The organism is Vibrio sp. S234-5 (genome assembly GCF_000960595.1).
Lineage (GTDB): Bacteria > Pseudomonadota > Gammaproteobacteria > Enterobacterales > Vibrionaceae > Vibrio.
This window is the reverse complement of sequence record NZ_JZAM01000362.1, coordinates 30499-51006: the sequence shown is the minus strand read 5'-3', so window position 1 is coordinate 51006 and position 20508 is coordinate 30499. Positions and strand designations below refer to the sequence as shown.

Below are 20508 nucleotides of genomic sequence, written 5' to 3'. Positions count from 1 at the left end.
TGATCAGGATGAACACTTGACGATTTACAGTTGGCTACTGATTTTAATTGCTTTCGGCTGCGGTGGATTGGCCGTTTACTCGCTGCGGTATCGCTATCAGGCAGTCAGTATTTGGTTTGCGGCAGTACTGATGGGCTACGCGATTCAAGCACTGGGCTACGCGCTTGAGTTGGCCAGTGGTCATGTCGAGTGGGCGCGATTTTGGCTCGACTTTATCTTTATTGGTGGGGCGTTTATTCCTAGTTGTGTGTTGTTAATGGCACTCAGCTATCAAAATCCTAATCCGCCCCCTGCTTGGCTGCGTAATAGTGTCTTAGCCATCAGCAGTTTGATTCTGTTAGTCCAATGGACAACACAAATTCATCAGTTAGGTATTAATTATCTCTCCGTACGAATGGTCAACTCACTGACTATTGGCGATTTGCAATTTGGGTTGGTCTACCAGCTCTATATCGTTTATACCCATCTTTGCGCCTTGTTGGCTACCTTGATTCTGCTGACTCGAATGTGGCAGGCCCCACGCTTTTTCCAAGCGCAGAATTTGAGCTTGTTAATCGGCATGATTCTCAGTTGGATAAGCTACAGCTTGTTTGTTCTAGGCTGGGCACCTAACGGTTTAGATCTTACGGTATTTAGCGGCGGGATTATTGGTCTGTTCTTTGCCTACGGCATATTTGGTCATCAATTCTTGTTGCTCGCCCCCGTAGCTCGTCATCGATTGTTTGATGCTCTCCCTGATGCGGTCCTCGTGTTAGACGAGCAAGATCAATTGATCGATTTCAATCCACAAGCAATCCTTCTGTTTTCTGAATTAAACCCGAAGCGTCTCGGTTTACCGCCCCCTGACGTCATAAGCGATTGGATGGAACAGCAAACCAAAGCTCAAGCGCCAATTGCACTTCGGATCGGCGAGTCGACTTACCAGGTCATCGTGACACCGCTGCAAATTCATGCCAATACGCCTGCACAAGGATTGATTCTCGTACTGCGAGATGTGAGCGAGCAACAAGCAATGATCACCCAGTTACAGCATCACGCTGAGCGCGATAGTCTAACTGGATGTCTCAATTATGCTGCTTGGCAGCAACGTTTGTCCGCTGCAATCGACCAAAACGAGTCTTTTTCTGTGGTGATTTGGGATTTAGTTCGGTTTCGCGATGTGAGCGATGGCCGAGGCGAGTTGATTGGCAATCATCTTTTGCAAAACTTTGCCCGTCATCTTGAACATTTCAAGCCACCACACAGCGAATTAGCGCGTTTATATGGCGATCGGTTTGTATGGCTGGTAAAAGAGGCTGACCCAACTCAGTTGGTAGAAAATTGCCAAACCATTAAAGCCAAAATGGAGTATTCATTGGTCAACGATATTACTTTCGCACAGGTGGAGTACCAACCACCGGAAAGCCATCGTTATGTAATGATGCGCCTGTTTGATCGCTTACGTGAAGAGAAAACCAACAAACAGACGCAGAGCAAAACCAGCCGAGTTTAAATATAAACTGACTGAACGCCTTCCCAGCCGCCAAACAGCGGATGGGAAGGTAGTGAGCCGACAAATTTAGAAGTATAGATTGCTATAGCCTTGGTTTTGTAAGTCTCTAAGGTAAGCTTCAAACTCTAACTCAAAGGGATTATCGGTTAAGTCAATAAATGCGTTTACGTTTAACTCTTCTATACCGGAAATGGTGGTGAGCTGGTTAGAGGAAGCATTTACGTTTAGTAGTTTTGTTTTATTGATAAGATCCAAATTCGTGAGTTGATTACCCTGTACTTGTAGGAACTCAAGATCACGCAGGTGATCAACGTTGAACTCTGTTAATTGGTTAAAAGCAACAGACAACCAATACAGCATTGGGTTTTGACTAATATCTAAATGGGTAAGTTGATTACCCATTACGTCAAGTGATGATAGTTCTGACAAGTGACTGATATTCAATGAGGTAAGTTTGTTTTCGTTCGCATTTAGGTGACGAACTTTAGGATTATTACTAAGGTCCAAACCGGTGAGTTGATTGAGACCTACTTGGAGCCATTGAAGTTCTGGCAAGAGTTTGACATCCAATGAAGTAAATTGATTATCGGAAACAGACAAAAAGTACAGTTTTGGATTGTTACTCAGATCTAAGCTTGCTAGCTGATTGCCGTCGACATTCAGTGAACGAAGCTCTGGTAAACTACTGATATCTAGTGATGTCAATTGATTATTAAGAGCAGAGAAATATTCCAGTTTATGGTTGCTACTGAGATCGAAACTAGATAGTTTATTCTCAAATACATAGAGTTCTATTAGTGCTGAGTTATTGCTTACATTCAAGCTAGTTAACCGGTTCCCACCAACATTAAGGTATTCCAGCTTGTTTAGCTTGCTCACGTCAACATCGGCTAAATTATTATTAGCAACGTTTAGGCTTTTAAGAAAAACATTGTTGGCCACATCGATTTGAGATAACTTATTTCCACCCAGTATTAAATATTCCAATTGTTCCAAATGGCGAGTATCAATAGAAACCAAGTTGTTTTCCCATGCATGAACTTCTTTTAGGTTCAGGTTATGAGTCAAATCCAATTCGGAAAGCTGATTGCTACCAATTCTAACATCGATTACGTGGTTTAAATTTCTAATATCGAGTGACATTAGTTGATTGGACTCAGCATATAACCAAAGTAAGTTTACATTATTACTCACGTCCAAACTGGTCAACTGATTTTTATCAACATTAAAGTATTCCAGCTGCGCTAGGTTGCTAATGTCAATGGCAGAAATATTATTATCAAACACATTTATACTTTTTAACAAGACGTTATTTGTCACATCTATCTGTGATATCTGATTCCCACCTATTATCAAATGTTCCAATTGTTCCAAATGGCGAACATCAATAGAAATCAAGTTATTTTCCCATGCATAGACTTCTTTTAGGTTCAGATTATGGGCTAAATCCAATGCTGTTAACTGATTATTGCTAACAAAAAGATGAGTCAATTGGTTTAAGCCTTTGAGATCAATTTCAGTCAATTGATTGCCATTAAGATCCAATCGTTCTAGGTTGGTTAAAGCACTCAGAGCACTCTGCGAAAGTAAATTGGGATTATCTGGTAGGTATAATTCCGTCAATTGTGTTAGCGATGCAAAGTCAATAGCGTCAATCACTGTGTTCCTAATATTCAATACACGTAATTGCTCTAAACTATGAAGATCAACGCTATATAACTTTGAGTTATGAATCGTTAGCTCTCTGATCGATGATGGAAAATCGCTTGATGAAAGACTTGTAGGTTGTAAATAACCTAAGTGCAATTTTTCAAGTCCGGTTAAATTACTTAATCCTTGTAAGCTGCTGATCGATTGCAGATCTGAATCAGCACAATATAAATCTTTTATCGAAGACAGATTGCTAAAACCACTCTCATCTAAACATTGCGCTAAAGTTGGATCTTGGATCTCCGCTTGCTGCGACAAAGGGCGGGTATCGGGCTGAGATGGCGACTCCATTAATTTAGTAAAGGTGCCGTAAATGACTTTTAAGTTTGAGCCATCGTCATAACGATCGATCGCGAAAAATCGATAAGTTGGGAAACTCTCACTGCTTTGTTCGCCAACTTCACCCAAGAGTGTTGTAAACCAAATCTCAGTTGTTGCTGGCTGGCCATTCTCGTTATACGGCATTAACAGGCGATTATTCGCCAATTGCCAACTCCCGTTTGACTGTTCTGCATAATCGTAGCTGCTGCCGTGTTCATTAAGACGTACATTGAACGTTTCGCCTTGATAGATATCTTCACTAATCTGCCAGTCACCGAGTAGGGTCTGATAAGGAACCAATAAAGTATTCCGGTTATTTATCACGATGGCATCGTCCACTAACGTTAGCTCATCTTCAAGCGAAGCATTATGGATACGATCAAACACACGGGTGATGTTCGCCATTGCCCGTCCGTTACTTTGGTTGATCACCTGTAATTCAATTTTTTTCAGTCGCTTCAGCCATCCGTCTTCATCTCGGTATGTTTCAACCGGGTTGGCGACCGTAATGGTGTGAATGCGGTTTGCATAACTCCAAGTGATATTGCTGCTGGTGTAGGCATGAATTTGACCTGTGCCATCGGCATTAAGATGCAAAGCAAAAGCTTCATGGTCTAATTGCACAATATACTCAGCAGCAGCCAGCTTGGCATTGTCACTGACTAGTTGTTTATCTTCTAAAATCTGTTTCTGTGTATCATCAAAATCCGTATTTCCGTTAGCTGTAGCTTGCTCTTCAATTTGCTGTTTCGCTTGGCTATCTTGCAAAAACGCGACTGTATCATTCACCCCTTCAGGTAACGGATACTCAGCGGGTTTATCCACCAAAAGCTTAATCAAAGTCGCACGTCGTAATACTTCAGCAGTGTCAATAGAAAGCAGTGATTGATTGAGCGACTGGTCGCTCTCCAATGTGGTTTGAGGTAGTAAGGAGCTGACCGCACTGGTCACGTTGGTAATGTTAACGCCAAAATCGACAGAGGTATCAATTGTCACTTCATCGGAATCCGTTTGACCACTGTCAGCGATCAAACTGGTGAGCGATGGGATCAGCGAACGAAACTGAACGAAACCTTGTCCTTGGCTCTCATCACCATTGGCTCTTAATTCAACTGGCTGAGTAACTGCGGTACTGTCGCCTAGCGTAAGGGCAAGCGTATATTGCCCATTTTCATCCGCATCACTTTCGCCTAATTTCTCATTGCCTAACCAAGCGGAAACCTTAGCCTTGGCGATCACGGTATCCGTCACCATGCCCGTTATTGTCACCGTTGATACGCGACGCAATACGCGGATTTGATGCACATGACGCGCGAGATTATCCTTGCTGTCTTTGATCTCAACAGCAATTTGGTAATTCGTATCTTGCGTCACTTTAGGCGCTTTTATCGAGATTTTCCCTTCACTGTCGTCATCGCTAGGCAGTCGAGTAAAATCTTCCGGCAGCGTCCAAGCAATTTGCAACGCACCTTGCTCTTGACTAAAAGCGTTAAGAGAAATCGCTAGCGTACCTTCGCTATTGATTCGCTCAGGCGCTTCAAATTGCAGACTAATTGCCGCGTTTTGTACGGGTTTTAGCACCACAGCAGGCGGCGTTGGCTGACTTTCACCGCCTCCGCCACAAGCCGAAAGCCAAAGAGCGGCAAACAAAAGCCATATGCTGCGCCAAAGTAACTGAGAGTTCATTTTCATCTTCTATCCTTAGCAACTGAAGTTGTTGTGATTTAATCTAGTAGCGCCATTGCAAACCAATAGTGAACGCAAGGTTGGAGTAAGTGACTTCCGGTACGCGAATACGCCGCCCACTCGACAAGTGGCTGATAATTTCATCACGTTGTTTTACATAACCATCAACACTCGCCAGCACGGCAATATGCTCAAGCAGGTTGTATCGCACGCCAAGTTTTCCACTCAGCCCATAACCATTGAAGTAGTCTTTAAGAGTCAGCGTTTCAAACTGGGTATTTTGCGTTTGTGAATAGGCATCGACACTTAATTCCGCCTCAGAAAACCAGCTCCATGAACTGTTCTTTTCAGCACCAAACTGAGTGTCATAGCGTATACCTGCCAATAAAATCACCCCCATATGATCTTCTGACACGGAGATGACTGGCACTAAATAGTCAGGATTATTGGATTGTGGTGTGTCAGCGTCAGTGACATTTTGCCCAGGCAAGTTGAAACGCGGTACATCATCACCTTCGTTCCGAGGCAGATCGATCAACGCTTGATCAAAACGGCTCGCACCGGGATCAACAAAGGCGAAGTTGGAACGCGTAAAACTGTTGGTGTAAAAGCGTCCTCCCATCAGCCACTGCAACTGCGATGTTTGGTGATAGGCCAACTTAAAACCCAGTTCATTGGCTTTGGTTTTAAACGCGTTCTGCTGCACACGTCCAAACTCACCAATTTCCCAATATTCAGTTTCAATGTCGGTGGCCAACGTACTGGCGCTCTGAATATAGATGCCCCACTGTTGATTTATTCCAGTGTAAGAGAGTTGGCGGATGGCGGGGTTAATCACGGCGATGGATTGAGTCAACTTGCCCATACCGGCTACATCACCTAATTCCTCACTGTAACTAATACGCTCAAAACCCACGCTTACTTCGCTAAAAGAACCATGATCGTCTGGCTGCGCACTAGAGAAACCACTAAACGTTATGGCAGCAACCGTACCAACGGTCACGAGTGAATGATTTAACTGCATGTTTATCCCTAAGTTCGACTTGAAAATAAATCTTTGGTAAAACGCAAATGCGAATCGCAAACCACGAAGATTTGAGAGTGCTTTGAATAGCAAGTTAGCGCTTCAAATAGCTTGAATGAAGACAGCTGTCGCGTTTGTGCTAGTGTTTGGCGTGTTAGTGCTAATGCTTTTGGCATCAATAGCAGCTGATGCTATTAAGTTTGCTGCGCGCGAAACTGTGAAGGAGTGAAGCCAAAGTGACGCTTAAACTGACGGCTAAAGTGGTTTGGACAAAGGAAACCTGCATTTATGGCGGCCTGTTTGACACTTGCACCTTGTTCAAGCTGTTTTTGTGCGATCATGAATTGGATGCTTTTGATGTACTCGCTACAGCTTACACCATAATATTTCTGAGTTTTTCTCTGTAAACTGCGCACGCTCATGACCATATTTTGGGCCAAATTTTCAACCGTCAACTGATGCTGGGACAGTAATTCTTCTGTTTGTTGTTGTAGTTGTTGCTGGAAGCGCTCTGTTTCATCTTGCCATGCTTCATCAGTGCTGCTCAGCGGAACATCATTAAGATGTGGCTCCACGGCCAACTCTTGAGCACACACAACGAAAAACTCGGCCGACTGCTGTTTTATTGCTAACTCAGCCTGTGTGCTGGTACGAGAGACAATCAAACGAAAGTCACTGGATAAGGTCTCGGTTAATTGTGCCAACTTATCGGGGCAAGGCTCTAGCACAACGACCAATGGTCGACTGTCGGTTTCGAGATCAGGTAGTAGCGTTTCGCCAGATAAGGAAGGATCCGCTAAGGAGAATGATGGGATGGGATGATATTTCCCAGCACTCATCTGACTATAAAGGCCCTGACGAATGAAGGGGGATCGAAGTTTAAGTTGGGATGACGTTTGAACAACGAGTTTTCGCTCTAAGTTCGGAATGGATAGAGCTAACGCCACTCCTAATACCGTCCAGACTATGGCCCATAACCATGCACTGATCATAACCATTCCTTTTCTACACTAGCCAAATTTAAGCGTGTCTGTTTAGGGCCGAAATGCTGCGGCAACAGAGTCGCAGAGGTACAATGCCTCTGCTTTTTTCTCTGACACTTACTGACGCTGTTAATAATGAATGAAAGACTTTCCGTGATGGTGCTTCCATGTTTCCAGCGTTTAAACTAACAAAGCCAATGTCCAATGTGTTGGACACTTTCCCCTAGCTGATCACACTTTAACGATAAATAATGATTTGGGTATCATCGAATTACCACTGATACTGCCCTATCAGCCGACATTGACGCGGCTCACCAAAACGAACAAAGTCTTGCCCTGCTATGTAAGAAACGTACTTTTCATCGGTGAGGTTTTGCATCGTAAATCGCAATTGAGTATTGGCAAATATCTGCCACTCTATCTGTAGGTCCCAACGTGTGAAACCATCTACTTTGAAGCTGTTGGACGCATCACCATATCGTTCGGGTTGGTGATTTACCCCCAATAGGAATCGCCACTGATCGTTGGGTAAATAGGTCAGTAGTGCTGCATGTTGTCGCTCAGGAATTCCTGGCATCTCTTTGCCTTGGTATCGGTCACTGTTCGTTATTTGGTTATCTAGCCAACTGCTCATTAGGTAGAGCTCCCATTTGGGTGCGAATGCGACTAAAGCCGTTATCTCGGCACCTTTGGCTTGCTTCTCTCCCGCTAGTAAGTAATAGCTCGGATCAGTCGGATCACGCACTAATAAGTGCGATTGAGTAATGTCGAAGAGCGCGATATCTAGCCAATGGTTCTGAGCTCGCCATTTCCAACCGAGCTCCCACTGCTCACCACGACTTGGTTGGTAAAACGAGCCTTGCCTATCCTGACCGCTATTCGGCAACCAAGATTGCGTATAGCTGAGTCGAGCCGCATGTTGTGTAGATAAAGCCCATTCGAAGCCAGTGGCATAACTTAGATGCTTGTTTTCACTTGCACCCAATGTAATACCGTTGCGTTGATTAGTGAGTTGATAATCACTCCAACGCCCACCCAATGCCCAGAAAAGGTCATTGGTTAATTCAATACGTTGTTGAATAGAAATTGCGGACTCTTGCCAATCTAACTGTGTTTCTCGGTTGGTGGTTTGAGTAGGAAGTGGAAAGTTAAAATCAGGTTGATAAATATCAAGGGAAAATTGGCCTATCGCTCGTTGATTGCTCCCTTTGCTCTCGGTTTGATGGTGACTGATACCGAGTACCCATTCTTGGTTATAGCCAAACCACTTCTTTTGCGTTGTCAGACTAATTTGGCCCGTCAACTGACTAAATGTTTCGTCCACTTTTTGATAAAAACCAACTAAGGGCTTATCGTCACTAACAAGGTAGTAAAAGCCAACTTGTCGCTCTTTGCGCGTTCCGTGAATTGAGCGAACTATTGCGTCTAACTGCCAATCCTCCGATAGCTCGCTTGACGCTTGCAGCTCCCAGCGCTGGTAGCGATGCTGGGCGTTTGTTGCAGGATGAACGTATGAAACATCGTAAACCGGAGCACCATTGGCATACACATTATCGAAGTCATAAGGGTAGTCATGATCACTAAACTCCCATATTGCCGTCAGTAAATGATGTTCATTTTGCCAACTTAAACCTGTAAGTAGGGTCAGCGGACTCTGCGACACGTTTTGCTTCCAACTTTCACGATGGCTAGCGGCTACGACGGCACGATAGGCGAACTGCCCACTAAATGGACCAGTACTATCCAGTATCATACGGCGATAATCGCTGTTTCCTGCCGCTAACGTCAACTCACTATGCGGCGTGAAACTTGGCTTCTTACCAATGAAGTTGATAGTCCCACCCGGAGAGCCTGCTCCATAGAGAACACTATTCTGGCCTTTTATTACCTCAACTGACTCATAGGTTGCACTGTCTCTTATGTAGTAGCTTTGATTATCCAGAACACCGTCAAGCATTAAGCGACCGGCGGAGTTAAATCCTCGAATACGATAATCTTCCCCAGTGCCCGCACCCAGTCTATCGGGTTGAACATTAGGGGTGTAAACGCTGAGTGCTTGAAAGCTCTCTTCAGCAAAGTTCGGAGCGACATCACTAGACCAAATCTGCTTTGTTTGCACATATTCGTTGCTACTCGACTCAATGCTTGAACTTTCCCTATCAGCATACACAACCAAAGTTTCTTGTGGATACGGTACCGACGTCTGTGCAGAAAACGCGGCTCCTGATATAACTGCCAGCACAATAGCGGCGGGCATACATATCACAGGGCGTGTGATCTCATATTGAATATAAGCAGTTTGGCTGGCCATATACTTCCTTGCTATTGCCATAATCAAAACGTAGTTGGAGTGAGTCAAATGACGGCTAAAATGTACAGACTTTCACCAAACAATATAAAGGGCTTTTGTTGGGGAAAACTAAGTTTCCATGAGCATCGATTGTTTTCCACTCCGACATCACAGTGCAGGGCAGCGATGGTGCAATGAGTTCAACAGCTATCTCAACTCGCTGATTGGCTGGTGTATAAGGGATGGGCACGATACTCTCGACGGGTTGAAGACCGACGGTATGATCACCTTGAACCATGGGTTCATCTTGACAGCTGAGATAGAGATCTTGCCAAGCTGTTGCTCCTGAATTGAACACAGACCAAATCTTAGTGAATCTTTGATTGGGCATCACGATCGAGTAGTCTGGATAGGTAACGTCCTCAACAAACTCGGTTCCCAGTTCTCGGTTACCAGGACTTTTAGCTAAACGCAGATAAGGCTGAATCACTTCCAGTGGGTGAACGCGCAGCGCTGCTGAGATAGCAACTAAAGTGGAGAGTTTACACTCTCCCACATCACCACTTATAAAATTGTAGAGACTGGAGCGAGAAATACCCGCTCTATTTGCCAGTTCGGTTTTGCTAAGCCCAGACTCATCAATGAGCATACACAAAAATGCGTTAAAATGACTTTGTTCCATTCTTACTAACAACCGTGTAATTTATCTGGATAATAATATTCATATAATTTATTAACAAGACAAAAAACACACGAATTCATTATGTCATTAATATGAAACGAGATGAGCTACGATATTGAAATTCAAAGATATAACAGCATTTTGAACTAATTTCCCACATAAATATAACGTAACGTTTTCAAACTACCTCTTTCACCACTAGCCCAATCAAACAACAGCCCGCTCTAATCGCTGTTTAAAAAAGAGCATTCAACGAAAAGAGCGCTACCAGGGTAGCGCTCTTTTAGTATCTATTTTACTTTATTAGAGTAAAGGACAGCTTTCGCCGACTTAAATCAGGCTCATGACGCTGACAACAATAATCAGAGACAAGAGACAAGTACGACCGATTACGCCAAAGTGTGTAGGTTGAATCATTTCATGATGCATATCCAATCTCCTCTTTATTATTGTTTTCGACATCATGTTGACAATATGATTAATTCCTCACCAATTCTCAATCCATAACAAGATTAAATTTTTATGACAAAGAGTCATATTTGCGACAGAATTCTCAGAATTTTTTATATCTAACTGATTTATAATATAAATAAAATCAGAATCTCTCTACATTGAAGAGAAGAACCAGCCCACCTGAGGAATATTTTGAGTTTTTATTCAAAACCCAAGATCAAAAAAAGCCTCCCTGAGACAAAAAGGTAGCTTTAATTTTAAGACAGTGTGATCAAAAAAATGGCTCGGTTAAACCCGCAATGAAAACGCTATTTTGCGCTTATTGCTTGGCTTTCAAACATCACTTCCTTCCAACCAAAACGCATAAAATTGCGGATATTCTGATGATCGAGATTATCCGGATATTGCAGCACATCGTCACGATAGAAACGGCCAAAACAGGCTAAGGTTTGTGGCACACTGAGACCATGTAACTGAGCAAATGAGAAGATCTTACAAGAACCATTGTTCTGACCTGCTTGGTTCTCGCACTCACCGTTACGAAATGCGCTTGGAGTGAAATGGTAGTTGGCGTCGATTACCTCGATCACGTGATCAAACTCAACGCTATTCGGGGCCGATTGCAGTTTTTCGAGCAGTGCATTTAGTGTCATCTGATTTCCTTTTACTGAAACAATAGTTTCATCTATCTCCTGTTTAACTGTCACAGAAACTAAATAGATTCTTGCGGTTAATCAAGTCATTTATCAAAAGGAGTTTTCTATGACACGTGTTTCGCCCTTGGCCGCCCTAACGGCGCTTATTCTGCTCTCTGGCTGTGCTCAACAGCAGCAAACGGCCGCATCGAGTGAGTTGGCTTCTGCTTGCCAAGTCACGACCAGTATTCCAAGTACTGAGATGTCATTGAGCGGTTTAACCTACCTGGGACGTTACATCGCAGAGGCTCCTTTTGCCTCAAGCGCGGCAGAGATAGTCAGTTACGACACTTGTACCGACAAACTGTACGTGGTCAACGCCAAAGCCGGTTTAGTCGATGTGTTGCGCCTTGATGAGCATAACCAGCCTTTCTTACTTGGTCACATTGAGTTGGCCAGCGCTGGGAAATCCGCTGGCATTGAGATTGGCGCAGCCAATAGTGTTGCCACCCACAACGGTTTAGTAGCGGTCGCGGTAGAAAATGCCAATAAGCAGGCTAACGGAATTATCGCTCTGTACCGCTCGTCCGATTTGACACTCATCACCACTTACCCCGCTGGCTCGCTGCCCGATATGGTGAGCTTTTCCAAAGATGGCCGCTACATTGCCAGTGCTAACGAAGGCGAACCCAGCGGTGACTACCAAGTCGACCCAGAGGGCAGCATCACCTTGATCGACCTTGCTAACGGGCCAATGCAAGCCAAAGTGCAGCAAATTGATTTCAAAGCATTTAATGAAAAGCGGCGTGATGAGATTGAGAACGTGCGAATCTCTGGCCGCAACGCGACCCCAGCACAAGACATCGAACCGGAATATTTAACGTTCGCCGATAACGGCAAACTGTACGTCTCCCTGCAAGAAAATAACGCTCTAGCGATCATTGATGTTGCTTCCGCGCGTATCGAGAAAATTGCCCCTTTGGGAGAAAAATCTTGGTCCAATGCGCAGCTAGATGCGTCAAACAAAGATAAAAAGATCGGCAATTTCCGTGCTTATCCTCAGTTAAGCGGCTTGTATATGCCAGACAGCATCACCAGCTATCAAGCCGAAGGCAAAACTTACATTCTTTCCGCTAACGAAGGCGATGGCCGCGAATACGGTATCGAGACAACACAAAGCCGCTGCGATGAACTGGGTTTCGCGTGGCAAGAAGAGGACTATCGCTCCACCGATGCCTACAGCAACAAACTGGGCTTTTGTATTAGCCACATCGATGAAGTGCGTGGCAAGAAACTGAAAGTCGATGACAAACACCCGCTGGCGGCTGCACTGAAAGACAACAAACAATTGGCACGCTTGAAATTCATCAAACCCAATGCAAAAGTCGCCGCCAACGATACACTACTCACTTATGGCGCACGCTCATTTTCCATTTGGGATGAACACGGCGAGTTAGTCTTTGACAGTGGTGACCAGTTCGGTCAAATCGCCTCGATGATGGAAGGGGAAAACTTCAACAGCAGTAACGACAGCAATCGTAGTGCCGATGATCGCAGTGATGACAAAGGCATTGAGCCTGAGGCGGTCGAAGTAGCCAAAATCAATGGCCGTACCTACGCGTTCATCGGTTTAGAGCGCCAAGGGGGTATCATGGTTTATGATGTCAGCCAGCCACGCGATGCAATGTTTATCACTTACATCAACCATCGTGATTACTCTCAGCCCGTGTGTAGCCAAACCAACAAAGACGGTGAATGCACCAGCGACCAGTACAACCCGTTGGCAGGTGATCTCGGGCCAGAATCCATTCGTTACTTCCAACGTCAGGGGCAACATCTTCTGGCGGTTGGCAATGAAGTCAGCGGCACGACCTCTGTGTATCGCCTAGATTTTTAAACGTGGAATCGAAAACATTTTTATAGCTCTTTATAGCAAAGCTGGCTCTCACCGCGAGAGTCAGCATCTTTCAAACTCGCTATTGAACAGCGTAAGAAAAGAAGGCTCGACAGAACAGGCATGAGTTTTCACTCTTTCGGAGAAGGGTTGCTCTGCCAAGCCGGGCGAAGATCGATACTGCGATGTCGCCCTAAATCGTGAGAATTATTTGATGATCTGATCGCACTTCGCTGCGCAGATAAAGTCGTTTTTGTGCAGCCCTTTAATCGAATGGCTCCACCAAGTCACAGTCACTTTGCCCCACTCCAACAAAATCGATGGATGGTGGAACTCTTGTTCCGCGAGCTCTGCAATTTGATTGCTAAACTGCCAAGCCTGCATAAAGTTCTTAAACTTATACACCTTTTCAAGCTGCGCAATACCATCACGATGCAACAATTGCCAACCTTCCAACTCAGTGATCAGAGTTTGTTGTTCCATATCGCTCAAAGGCATAGCATCAATATGGCAAGCTTCGCATTTCAATTCATCAAGCATGTTCAGTTTCCTTTGGTTGAAAAAGTGGAGGGAGCAGACCCGCTTCCATCGCGAGATCCGCTTCACTGAGTAAATCGAGTCGACTTAGGTCAAACAGACAAGAAATGTCATCCAGCACGTAGTATGCGGGCTGCATAATATCAATTCGGTAAGGGGTGCGAAGTACCGTTTGGACATCAAAAGGTCGACGCTGCGCCCGGCTATCATCCAAAGCATATAAAGTCTCGCCGGGCGATGAGAGAATGCCGCCGCCATAGATTTTCAGCTCTCCCTGCTCTTTAACCAAGCCGAACTCAACCGTAAACCAGTACAAACGAGCCAGAAATGCACGCTGTTTGGGCGTGGCGGCAAAACCGAGTTTTCCATAGGTTTCGGTAAACTTGGCAAAGTTCGCATTCGTCAGCATGGCGCAATGACCAAAGATTTCATGAAAGAAATCGGGTTCCTGCAAGTAATCGAACTCTTCACGACGGCGCAAAAAGGTCGCTACCGGGAATTTTTTGTTAGCCAGCAAATTGAAAAAACGGTCGAAGTTTATCAAAGCAGGCACGGGTTCAACGCACCACCCCGTGGTGTCGCGCAGCACTTGGTTAATCTCTGGCAATTGCGGCACACGCTGCGAAGAAAGGTTGAGCAGACGCAATCCGTCCAGATACGGCGTACACGCCCTGCCAGGGATCACTTCCATTTGCCGACTAAATAGATCGCGCCAGATCGCGTCTTCTTCTGGGCTCCAGTCGACAAACCCTTGTTCATCAACGGCTTTAGAATGATAGGCGTCCATTACGCATCTCCGGTTAACATTTCCTTTACATAAAGCCTATCTTCTCAACTCAACGCTTCCAATCCTCGTGCGGGTTTTGCCGTCAATTTTCCGTGTAACATTTTTTTTACATAAGCAGATCAAGCCCTTTCAATTCAATAAGCTGGATTGAGTCTGAACGTTTGACTTTCCCCATTATTGGGTTAAAAATTAGTCATGTTAATAAATGATTAACAATGAGAAGAACAATGACAACGTCAAGCCCAATCTGGACACCTTCTAAAGAGCGAGTGGCCAACAGCAATCTGAAGAAATTTATTGAGCACATCAATATGCAAGGCGAAGCGATCGACAGCTTTGCCGACCTCTATCAATGGTCTATCGTCGAGAACAAAAAGTTTTGGATGGAAGTCTGGGATTATTGCGATGTGATCGGTTTTCAGGGCGATTGCATCATCGGAGAAGGGAAGCCCAAGTGGCAAGCGTATACGAGTAATCGAGACAACCTTTGGTTTCCGCAAGCGGAACTTAATTATGCTGAAAACCTCCTCTCCTCGGCCTACCAAAAACCCGCCGAACCTGCGCTTATTTTTCGTAACGAACGTGGCGAGGAAGACAGCCTCACTTGGCAAGCGCTGTGCGATCAAGTGTCGGTTATTCAGCAATGGCTTATCCGCAATGGCGTAGGACGTGGTGATGTGGTGGCTGGCTATCTACCTTATCTGCCAGAAACCGTGGTCGCGATGCTGGCAACAACCAGCTTAGGCGCGATTTGGACATCGACTTCACCCGATTTTGGCGTAGACAGTGTTCTTGAGCGATTTGGCCAAGTTAAACCCAAAGTCCTGTTCTGCTGTGACGGTTACTCGTTTAGTGGAAAAACCTTCGATATGTCGGAAAAAAACCGCGAAATTGAAGACAACTTAACAGACTTAGTAAACATCTGTGAGATCGAGTATCTACAAGCACCCGATGCGGTTCACAACAGTAACTACTCCACTTGGTCGGCTATTTTAGAAAACTATGAGCCCAAAGGGATTGAGTTTGAACGCATTGGCTTTAACGATCCTTTGTTCATCCTCTACTCTTCCGGTACGACGGGCAAACCGAAATGTATTATTCATTCTGTCGGCGGCACCATTCTCAACCATCTCAAAGAGCATCAACTGCATTGTGACATTCAACCCGACGATAGAGTGTTTTACTACACCACTTGTGGCTGGATGATGTGGAACTGGCATGTCTCTGCCCTCGCCAGCGGTGCAACCTTAGTTATTTTCGATGGTAGCCCTGTGTATCCAACTCATTCCGTACTGTGGGATATGGTCGACGATCACAACGTGACGCTATTTGGCACGTCGGCTAAATACTTAGAAGCATTGCAGCAAGCCTTTTACGAGCCCGCCCTGTTCCATCAGCTCACTTCGCTAAAAACACTCTGTTCGACTGGCTCGGTACTTTATCCAGAGCAGTTCGATTTTGTCTACGGTAGCATTAAACAGGATGTGCACTTGGCATCAATTTCCGGCGGCACGGACATTTGCGGCTGCTTTGTGCTGGGTAACCCTATCTCGCCAGTCTATCGGGGCGAAGTACAAAGCGCAGGCCTTGGCGTTGCCGTCGCCGTGTTTGACGATAAGCAAACGCCACTGATTGGCGAGCGCGGCGAGTTGGTTTGCAGCAACTCTCTGCCCAACTATCCGATTGGTTTTTGGCACGATGATGGCGAGCGATATCATCACGCCTACTGGGCAAAATACCCTAACGTTTGGCACCATGGCGATGATGTGATGATGACGCAAACAGGCGGCGTGGTGTTCTATGGCCGCAGTGATACCACTCTGAATCCCGGCGGGGTGCGTATCGGCACTGCCGAGATCTACCAGCAAGTCAATGCGCTGAGTGGCATCGAAGACTCCATCGCGGTCGGGCGAATCCATGAGCGCAATGAAGAGATTTGGTTGTTCGTTAAAATGGCGCAGGGTTTTGAGTTTACGGAGAGTGTTGCGCAGCAAATTCGCGCCACGCTCAAGTCACACTGTTCGCCACGTCATGTACCGAAACAAATTTTCCCCGTCAGCGATATTCCTCGCACCCGTTCTGGCAAACTGGTTGAACTGGCGGTGAAACAGGTCGTGAACGGGCAAGAAGTGAAAAACCTCGGTGCCGTTGCCAACCCAGAAGTGCTGGATGAGATCGCTCAGTTCGCTACAGTAAACGCTGACGGCTAGAAAAAATAACGAAAGGAACAGAGAAACGTGAGGCGAGCATTGTGCTCGCCTCACGTTTATTTGATGATTTTGCTTAACGGTTAGCTAAGCCGTTTACCCATTCCCACTAAAACGGGATAGGTTTTACCGTCCATCGTTAACGAAAATGCAGGGCCTACTTCAACATCGGCAAAGCCCGCATTAGTGAGCGCTTGACGGACTCGCTCCTCCGTGAGGCCATCAACCTCTAAACCTTGCTCCGCGGCATCCGCAGCCCAATCCCAATGAATAAAACAGCCACCTGGGTTGAGCAAACTGTGAGCGATATCCAAAACGCCTGCCAAGTCATCGACAAACGCGCAAACCGATGAGGCAACCACCAGATCAAATTGACCACGAAATGCAGGGTGCTGCGCCACTAAACCACGCGTTAAACTGTCGACTACAGGCTCAACATTAGGCAACTGCTTCTTATCGAGCTCTTCAATCATTTCTTCGCTTGCATCAAGCGCAACAATGTCTTTCACCAATGGCGACATTTTTTGCGTCAATAAGCCAGTACCACAACCAAAGTCCAACACTCTTGCGCCCTGTAGATCAACCCGATCTAACAGCTGATTAAACACAGATTTGGCAAATTCTTCCGTCGCAGGATTGCTCTCCCACTCCTTAGCGACCTCATCCCAATTGTGTGCCATCATGGCCTCCATAATTACTTCTTGTAACGGGAACTGCGTATAGATTAACTCAAATTTCTCGCCACGTCATAGAGTTATTAACGCCAATCTGTGTGCAAAAGAGCCACTTAACAACCGGGGCAAAAGTTAGTTATGCTATAGCTTCAAAAATGGTTATGGGTAACACATGAATCTGTCTCAAATTGAAGCGTTTTGTAGCGTCGCAGAGTTAGGCTCTGTCTCTGAAGCGGCGCGCCATCTAGATTGCAACCGCACCAAGCTCAGTATGTCGATAAAATCGCTGGAAAAAGAGTTAGATATTGAGCTTTTTACCCGTTCAGGCAATCAACTCACTCTTTCTGAAGCGGGTAAAGCCATCTTTAAAGACTGCGAGAATTTATTGGTTACGTCGCAGCGAATTAAGCAAACCTGCGAGCAAGTCTCTGGTGTCTTTAACGCCGAGATGTGGATCGCACGAGACGATTCACTACCCGATGAAGTTTGGCAAGAATACTCGCATGAACTGAGCAAACGCTACCCATCCACCTCATTCAACATCGTCCTTGCTTCCAGTGGTGACTTGGAAAATTTAGTCGAAACACGTCAGGTTGATTTCGCTTTTGGTGTTGATTATGAACGTATCGATAGCCCAAAAATCACCTACAACCCTCTGGGCAAAATCCGCATGATGTCGGTGTGTCGCGCCGATCATCCACTGACTCGTATGCGGCGAGTTTCGGACGAGGATTTGCGCTCTCAGATGCAAGCCTTGATGGTCTATCTCAACGAGAAAGATAACCCCGAGCTACGCCCTTTTTCGCTGCGTCATATCGGTTTTTCCTGTTTCGACTATATGATGAACATGATTTTACAAGAAAACGCATGGGGCGTATTACCCGAACCCTTGATTCGCCAATACCTGCGCGAGCAGAAATTAGCGGTCATCAAACACACCTACGGTTTGACGCAAGAGGACTACTGTATGTTCACCCCAAGTGGCATGGCAGAGCACCCGGCGATGAGCTGGTTGGCGGACAGCATCAACGATTATTTATTCGATTTCTAGCCAACACAGACTTTCGCCTCAGTGAGCGTCAAATTTACTGACAGTAAGTTTTAATCACAACTTATTGTAAAATAGGAAATTATCTAAAAACCACCTTTCGGTCATATTTCTTTCATCCACTTTTCATTTGTAAAAAAGTCCAGCCCGCTAAACAATGTCAGAGTGTTTAGCCATTGGACTATTTTATGTGTGACAGGACAACAAAGAACGAAAATCGAATCCTGACTTTCTCAGCCCTTGCGGCATCGGGGTTCGCCATCAGCGGACTGGTACTTGGCTTGTTCGCAGGTTCTTTGGTCATCATGTTCGATGGGATCTATTCGCTGGTCAGCTTACTGTTAACATTATTGTCGCTGGCCGCTTCCTACTACATCAGCAAGCCTTCCAAAACCCTTTTCCCATTTGGTAAAGCGGTGCTAGAGCCAATTGTGATTGCGATTAAAGCAATCGTGATTTTGCTTGTGGTGGCTTATTCACTCTACTCAGCAGTAACCGATTTGTTTAATGGTGGACGCGAAGTTGATGCGTCAGTGGCGATCTTCTTCGAAACCTCTTGTGTAATAGGTTGCGCGTATGTGTGGTGGTTTATCGTTAAAAAGAGCCGCCAGTTCTCGTCTGGCCTGATTGAAGCGGAAGTGAAACAATGGCAGATGGATGCGCTGCTCAGTGCAGTGGTCTCGATTGGTTTTGTGATGTCTTGGGCGGTAACGTACACCCCATACGAAGAGTTCGCTGTGTATGCTGACCCAGTGATGATGTTGGCAATGTCGTTTTACTTTATCAAAGTGCCGCTTGGCATGCTGAAAGATGCACTGCGAGAGCTGTTGATGATGTCGCCAGACGAAGAGCTGTGCAAACGCGTGGGTAGCGATATCCAGTTTATTGAACAACAAACTTCACAGCATCTTAAGCTGGCAGGGGTAACAAAAGTAGGCCAAGAGCTGCGCGTCGACGTTGACCTGCATGTCAAAAATCAAACGTTAGCCTTGGCAGAGCTAGAAAATACCCGTAACAAGTTGCGCGACCAGCTTTCCAAACATCCGTTTAAGTTGCAACTCAATCTCAACATTGCTCATTAAAAACACTGCTCATTAAATTGGCCAAACGCCGCGTCATCATGCGGCGTTTTTCTTGCGCGTTACCCACCAGCAGCCGAGTGATCCCAGTGTTACCATAAATACGCCCTGCCAAAATGCCCCAGGTAGGCTGACCCCAAGAATGAACGACGAAAGAAATGAAGAAAGTACGGGGGTGAAATACGACATGGTGGCCAAAAACACCATATTGCCACCAACGATCGCCACATTCCACAACGCATAGCCTCCCGCCATCAGCCCCGCAGCCAATATCAGATTGACACTGCTGCCTAAGGTAAAATTCAACGGTTCGGCGTCAGTGAGAAAATACTTCACCCACAGAGCCGCTGCAGTGGCGATGAAAAAAAGCGTAATCGCACTGTGTTTGGATTGCTGTCGCTGGGTGATATTGCAATAAACGGCCCAAATGATTGCGCCAACAAACGCCATGGCAAACACCAAAGGATTAGCCATGACGTTTTGCGCAATCATGCTTGGTGACAAGCCCTGCTCGCCGCCCACCGTCCAAGCCACCCCCATAAACGCAAGCAAAACAGCAGGATACAATAGCAAGTTGGGCTTTTTCTCACTCCCCCAGACAGCAAAGAGCACAGTCAACGCAGGCCACAAATAATTGACGATAGAAACTTGGATCGATTGCATGCGGCTGTCGGCAAAACCCAATGACAAAGCGAGTAAAATTTCGTAGCTGACAAACAGAGCGCCGCCAATCAGCAAATAACGCCAAGAAAAATTGCGCAGCTTGGGCACGCCTAAAACCAGCACCAATAGTAGCGAGCTCACGCTGTAGAGCAATGCGGCGCCGCCGACCGGACCAAATGATTCCGCCACCATACGTGTCATGGCGAGCAAACAGCTCCAAAACAAAATCGCCAGCAAGCCAAACAAGGTGTATTTATTGGTCATCGTTCTTTTTCCAGTGTGATCTTAAACGCAGCATAAATCAGCAAAGCAGACAGCTTACTGCAAAAATGACCTACTTCAA

15 protein-coding genes are annotated in these 20508 nt (G+C 45.7%); 5 read left to right on the top strand and 10 right to left on the bottom strand.

Going from position 1 to position 20508, the window contains the following annotated elements:
* Window positions 1-16 precede the first annotated feature (16 nt).
* On the top strand, window positions 17-1492 hold the full coding sequence (locus tag UF06_RS20600; protein ID WP_045572109.1) for a histidine kinase N-terminal 7TM domain-containing protein: 1476 nt from the start codon (window positions 17-19) through the stop codon (window positions 1490-1492).
* Between the two features lie 66 nt (window positions 1493-1558).
* Here the strand turns inward: UF06_RS20600 and UF06_RS20595 are convergent, their stop codons facing one another.
* From UF06_RS20595 to UF06_RS20570, 6 genes are all read right to left on the bottom strand, one after another.
* Window positions 1559-5215: a leucine-rich repeat domain-containing protein gene (locus UF06_RS20595; protein WP_045572108.1), complete on the bottom strand. Its 3657-nt coding sequence runs from the start codon at window positions 5213-5215 to the stop codon at window positions 1559-1561.
* 37 nt (window positions 5216-5252) lie between these two features.
* On the bottom strand, window positions 5253-6233 hold the full coding sequence (locus UF06_RS20590; protein ID WP_052702606.1) for a hypothetical protein: 981 nt from the start codon (window positions 6231-6233) through the stop codon (window positions 5253-5255).
* Between the two features lie 194 nt (window positions 6234-6427).
* Entirely contained in the window at window positions 6428-7225 is a 798-nt protein-coding gene (locus UF06_RS20585; RefSeq protein WP_045572107.1) for a helix-turn-helix transcriptional regulator, read from the bottom strand.
* 262 nt (window positions 7226-7487) lie between these two features.
* Complete coding sequence (locus tag UF06_RS20580; RefSeq protein ID WP_045572106.1) at window positions 7488-9527, bottom strand: TonB-dependent receptor; 2040 nt, start codon at window positions 9525-9527, stop codon at window positions 7488-7490.
* A 55-nt stretch (window positions 9528-9582) separates the two neighbouring features.
* Window positions 9583-10188, bottom strand: a complete 606-nt coding sequence (locus UF06_RS20575; RefSeq protein ID WP_082069794.1) for an NBR1-Ig-like domain-containing protein — start codon at window positions 10186-10188, stop codon at window positions 9583-9585.
* 761 nt (window positions 10189-10949) lie between these two features.
* Window positions 10950-11294 (bottom strand): HopJ type III effector protein, encoded by a 345-nt coding sequence (locus UF06_RS20570; RefSeq protein WP_045572104.1) that lies wholly within the window; start codon window positions 11292-11294, stop codon window positions 10950-10952.
* A 109-nt stretch (window positions 11295-11403) separates the two neighbouring features.
* Here UF06_RS20570 and UF06_RS20565 point away from each other — a divergent pair, with 109 nt between their 5' ends.
* On the top strand, window positions 11404-13173 hold the full coding sequence (locus UF06_RS20565; protein ID WP_045572103.1) for a choice-of-anchor I family protein: 1770 nt from the start codon (window positions 11404-11406) through the stop codon (window positions 13171-13173).
* A 204-nt stretch (window positions 13174-13377) separates the two neighbouring features.
* Here UF06_RS20565 and UF06_RS20560 read toward each other — a convergent pair whose 3' ends face one another.
* Together UF06_RS20560 and phhA are read right to left on the bottom strand one after the other, a co-directional pair.
* A complete protein-coding gene (locus UF06_RS20560; RefSeq protein ID WP_045572102.1) occupies window positions 13378-13710 on the bottom strand; it encodes a 4a-hydroxytetrahydrobiopterin dehydratase in 333 nt (110 codons plus the stop codon).
* The gene (phhA, locus tag UF06_RS20555) at window positions 13703-14494 is read right to left on the bottom strand and encodes a phenylalanine 4-monooxygenase (RefSeq protein ID WP_045572101.1); all 792 of its coding nucleotides are present in this window, start codon (window positions 14492-14494) and stop codon (window positions 13703-13705) included. Before phhA ends, UF06_RS20560 begins: the two co-directional genes overlap by 8 nt.
* 227 nt (window positions 14495-14721) lie before the next feature.
* Between phhA and UF06_RS20550 the strand changes: the two genes are divergently transcribed.
* Window positions 14722-16704: an acetoacetate--CoA ligase gene (locus tag UF06_RS20550; RefSeq protein ID WP_045572100.1), complete on the top strand. Its 1983-nt coding sequence runs from the start codon at window positions 14722-14724 to the stop codon at window positions 16702-16704.
* An 80-nt stretch (window positions 16705-16784) separates the two neighbouring features.
* Here UF06_RS20550 and UF06_RS20545 read toward each other — a convergent pair whose 3' ends face one another.
* Window positions 16785-17393: a class I SAM-dependent methyltransferase gene (locus UF06_RS20545; RefSeq protein ID WP_045572099.1), complete on the bottom strand. Its 609-nt coding sequence runs from the start codon at window positions 17391-17393 to the stop codon at window positions 16785-16787.
* Window positions 17394-17547: 154 nt separating this feature from the next.
* Between UF06_RS20545 and UF06_RS20540 the strand changes: the two genes are divergently transcribed.
* Entirely contained in the window at window positions 17548-18426 is an 879-nt protein-coding gene (locus UF06_RS20540; protein ID WP_045572098.1) for a LysR family transcriptional regulator, read from the top strand.
* Between the two features lie 185 nt (window positions 18427-18611).
* Entirely contained in the window at window positions 18612-19505 is an 894-nt protein-coding gene (locus tag UF06_RS20535; protein ID WP_045572097.1) for a cation diffusion facilitator family transporter, read from the top strand.
* 36 nt (window positions 19506-19541) lie between these two features.
* Here the strand turns inward: UF06_RS20535 and yddG are convergent, their stop codons facing one another.
* Entirely contained in the window at window positions 19542-20429 is an 888-nt protein-coding gene (gene yddG, locus UF06_RS20530; protein WP_045572096.1) for an aromatic amino acid DMT transporter YddG, read from the bottom strand.
* Window positions 20430-20508 lie beyond the last annotated feature (79 nt).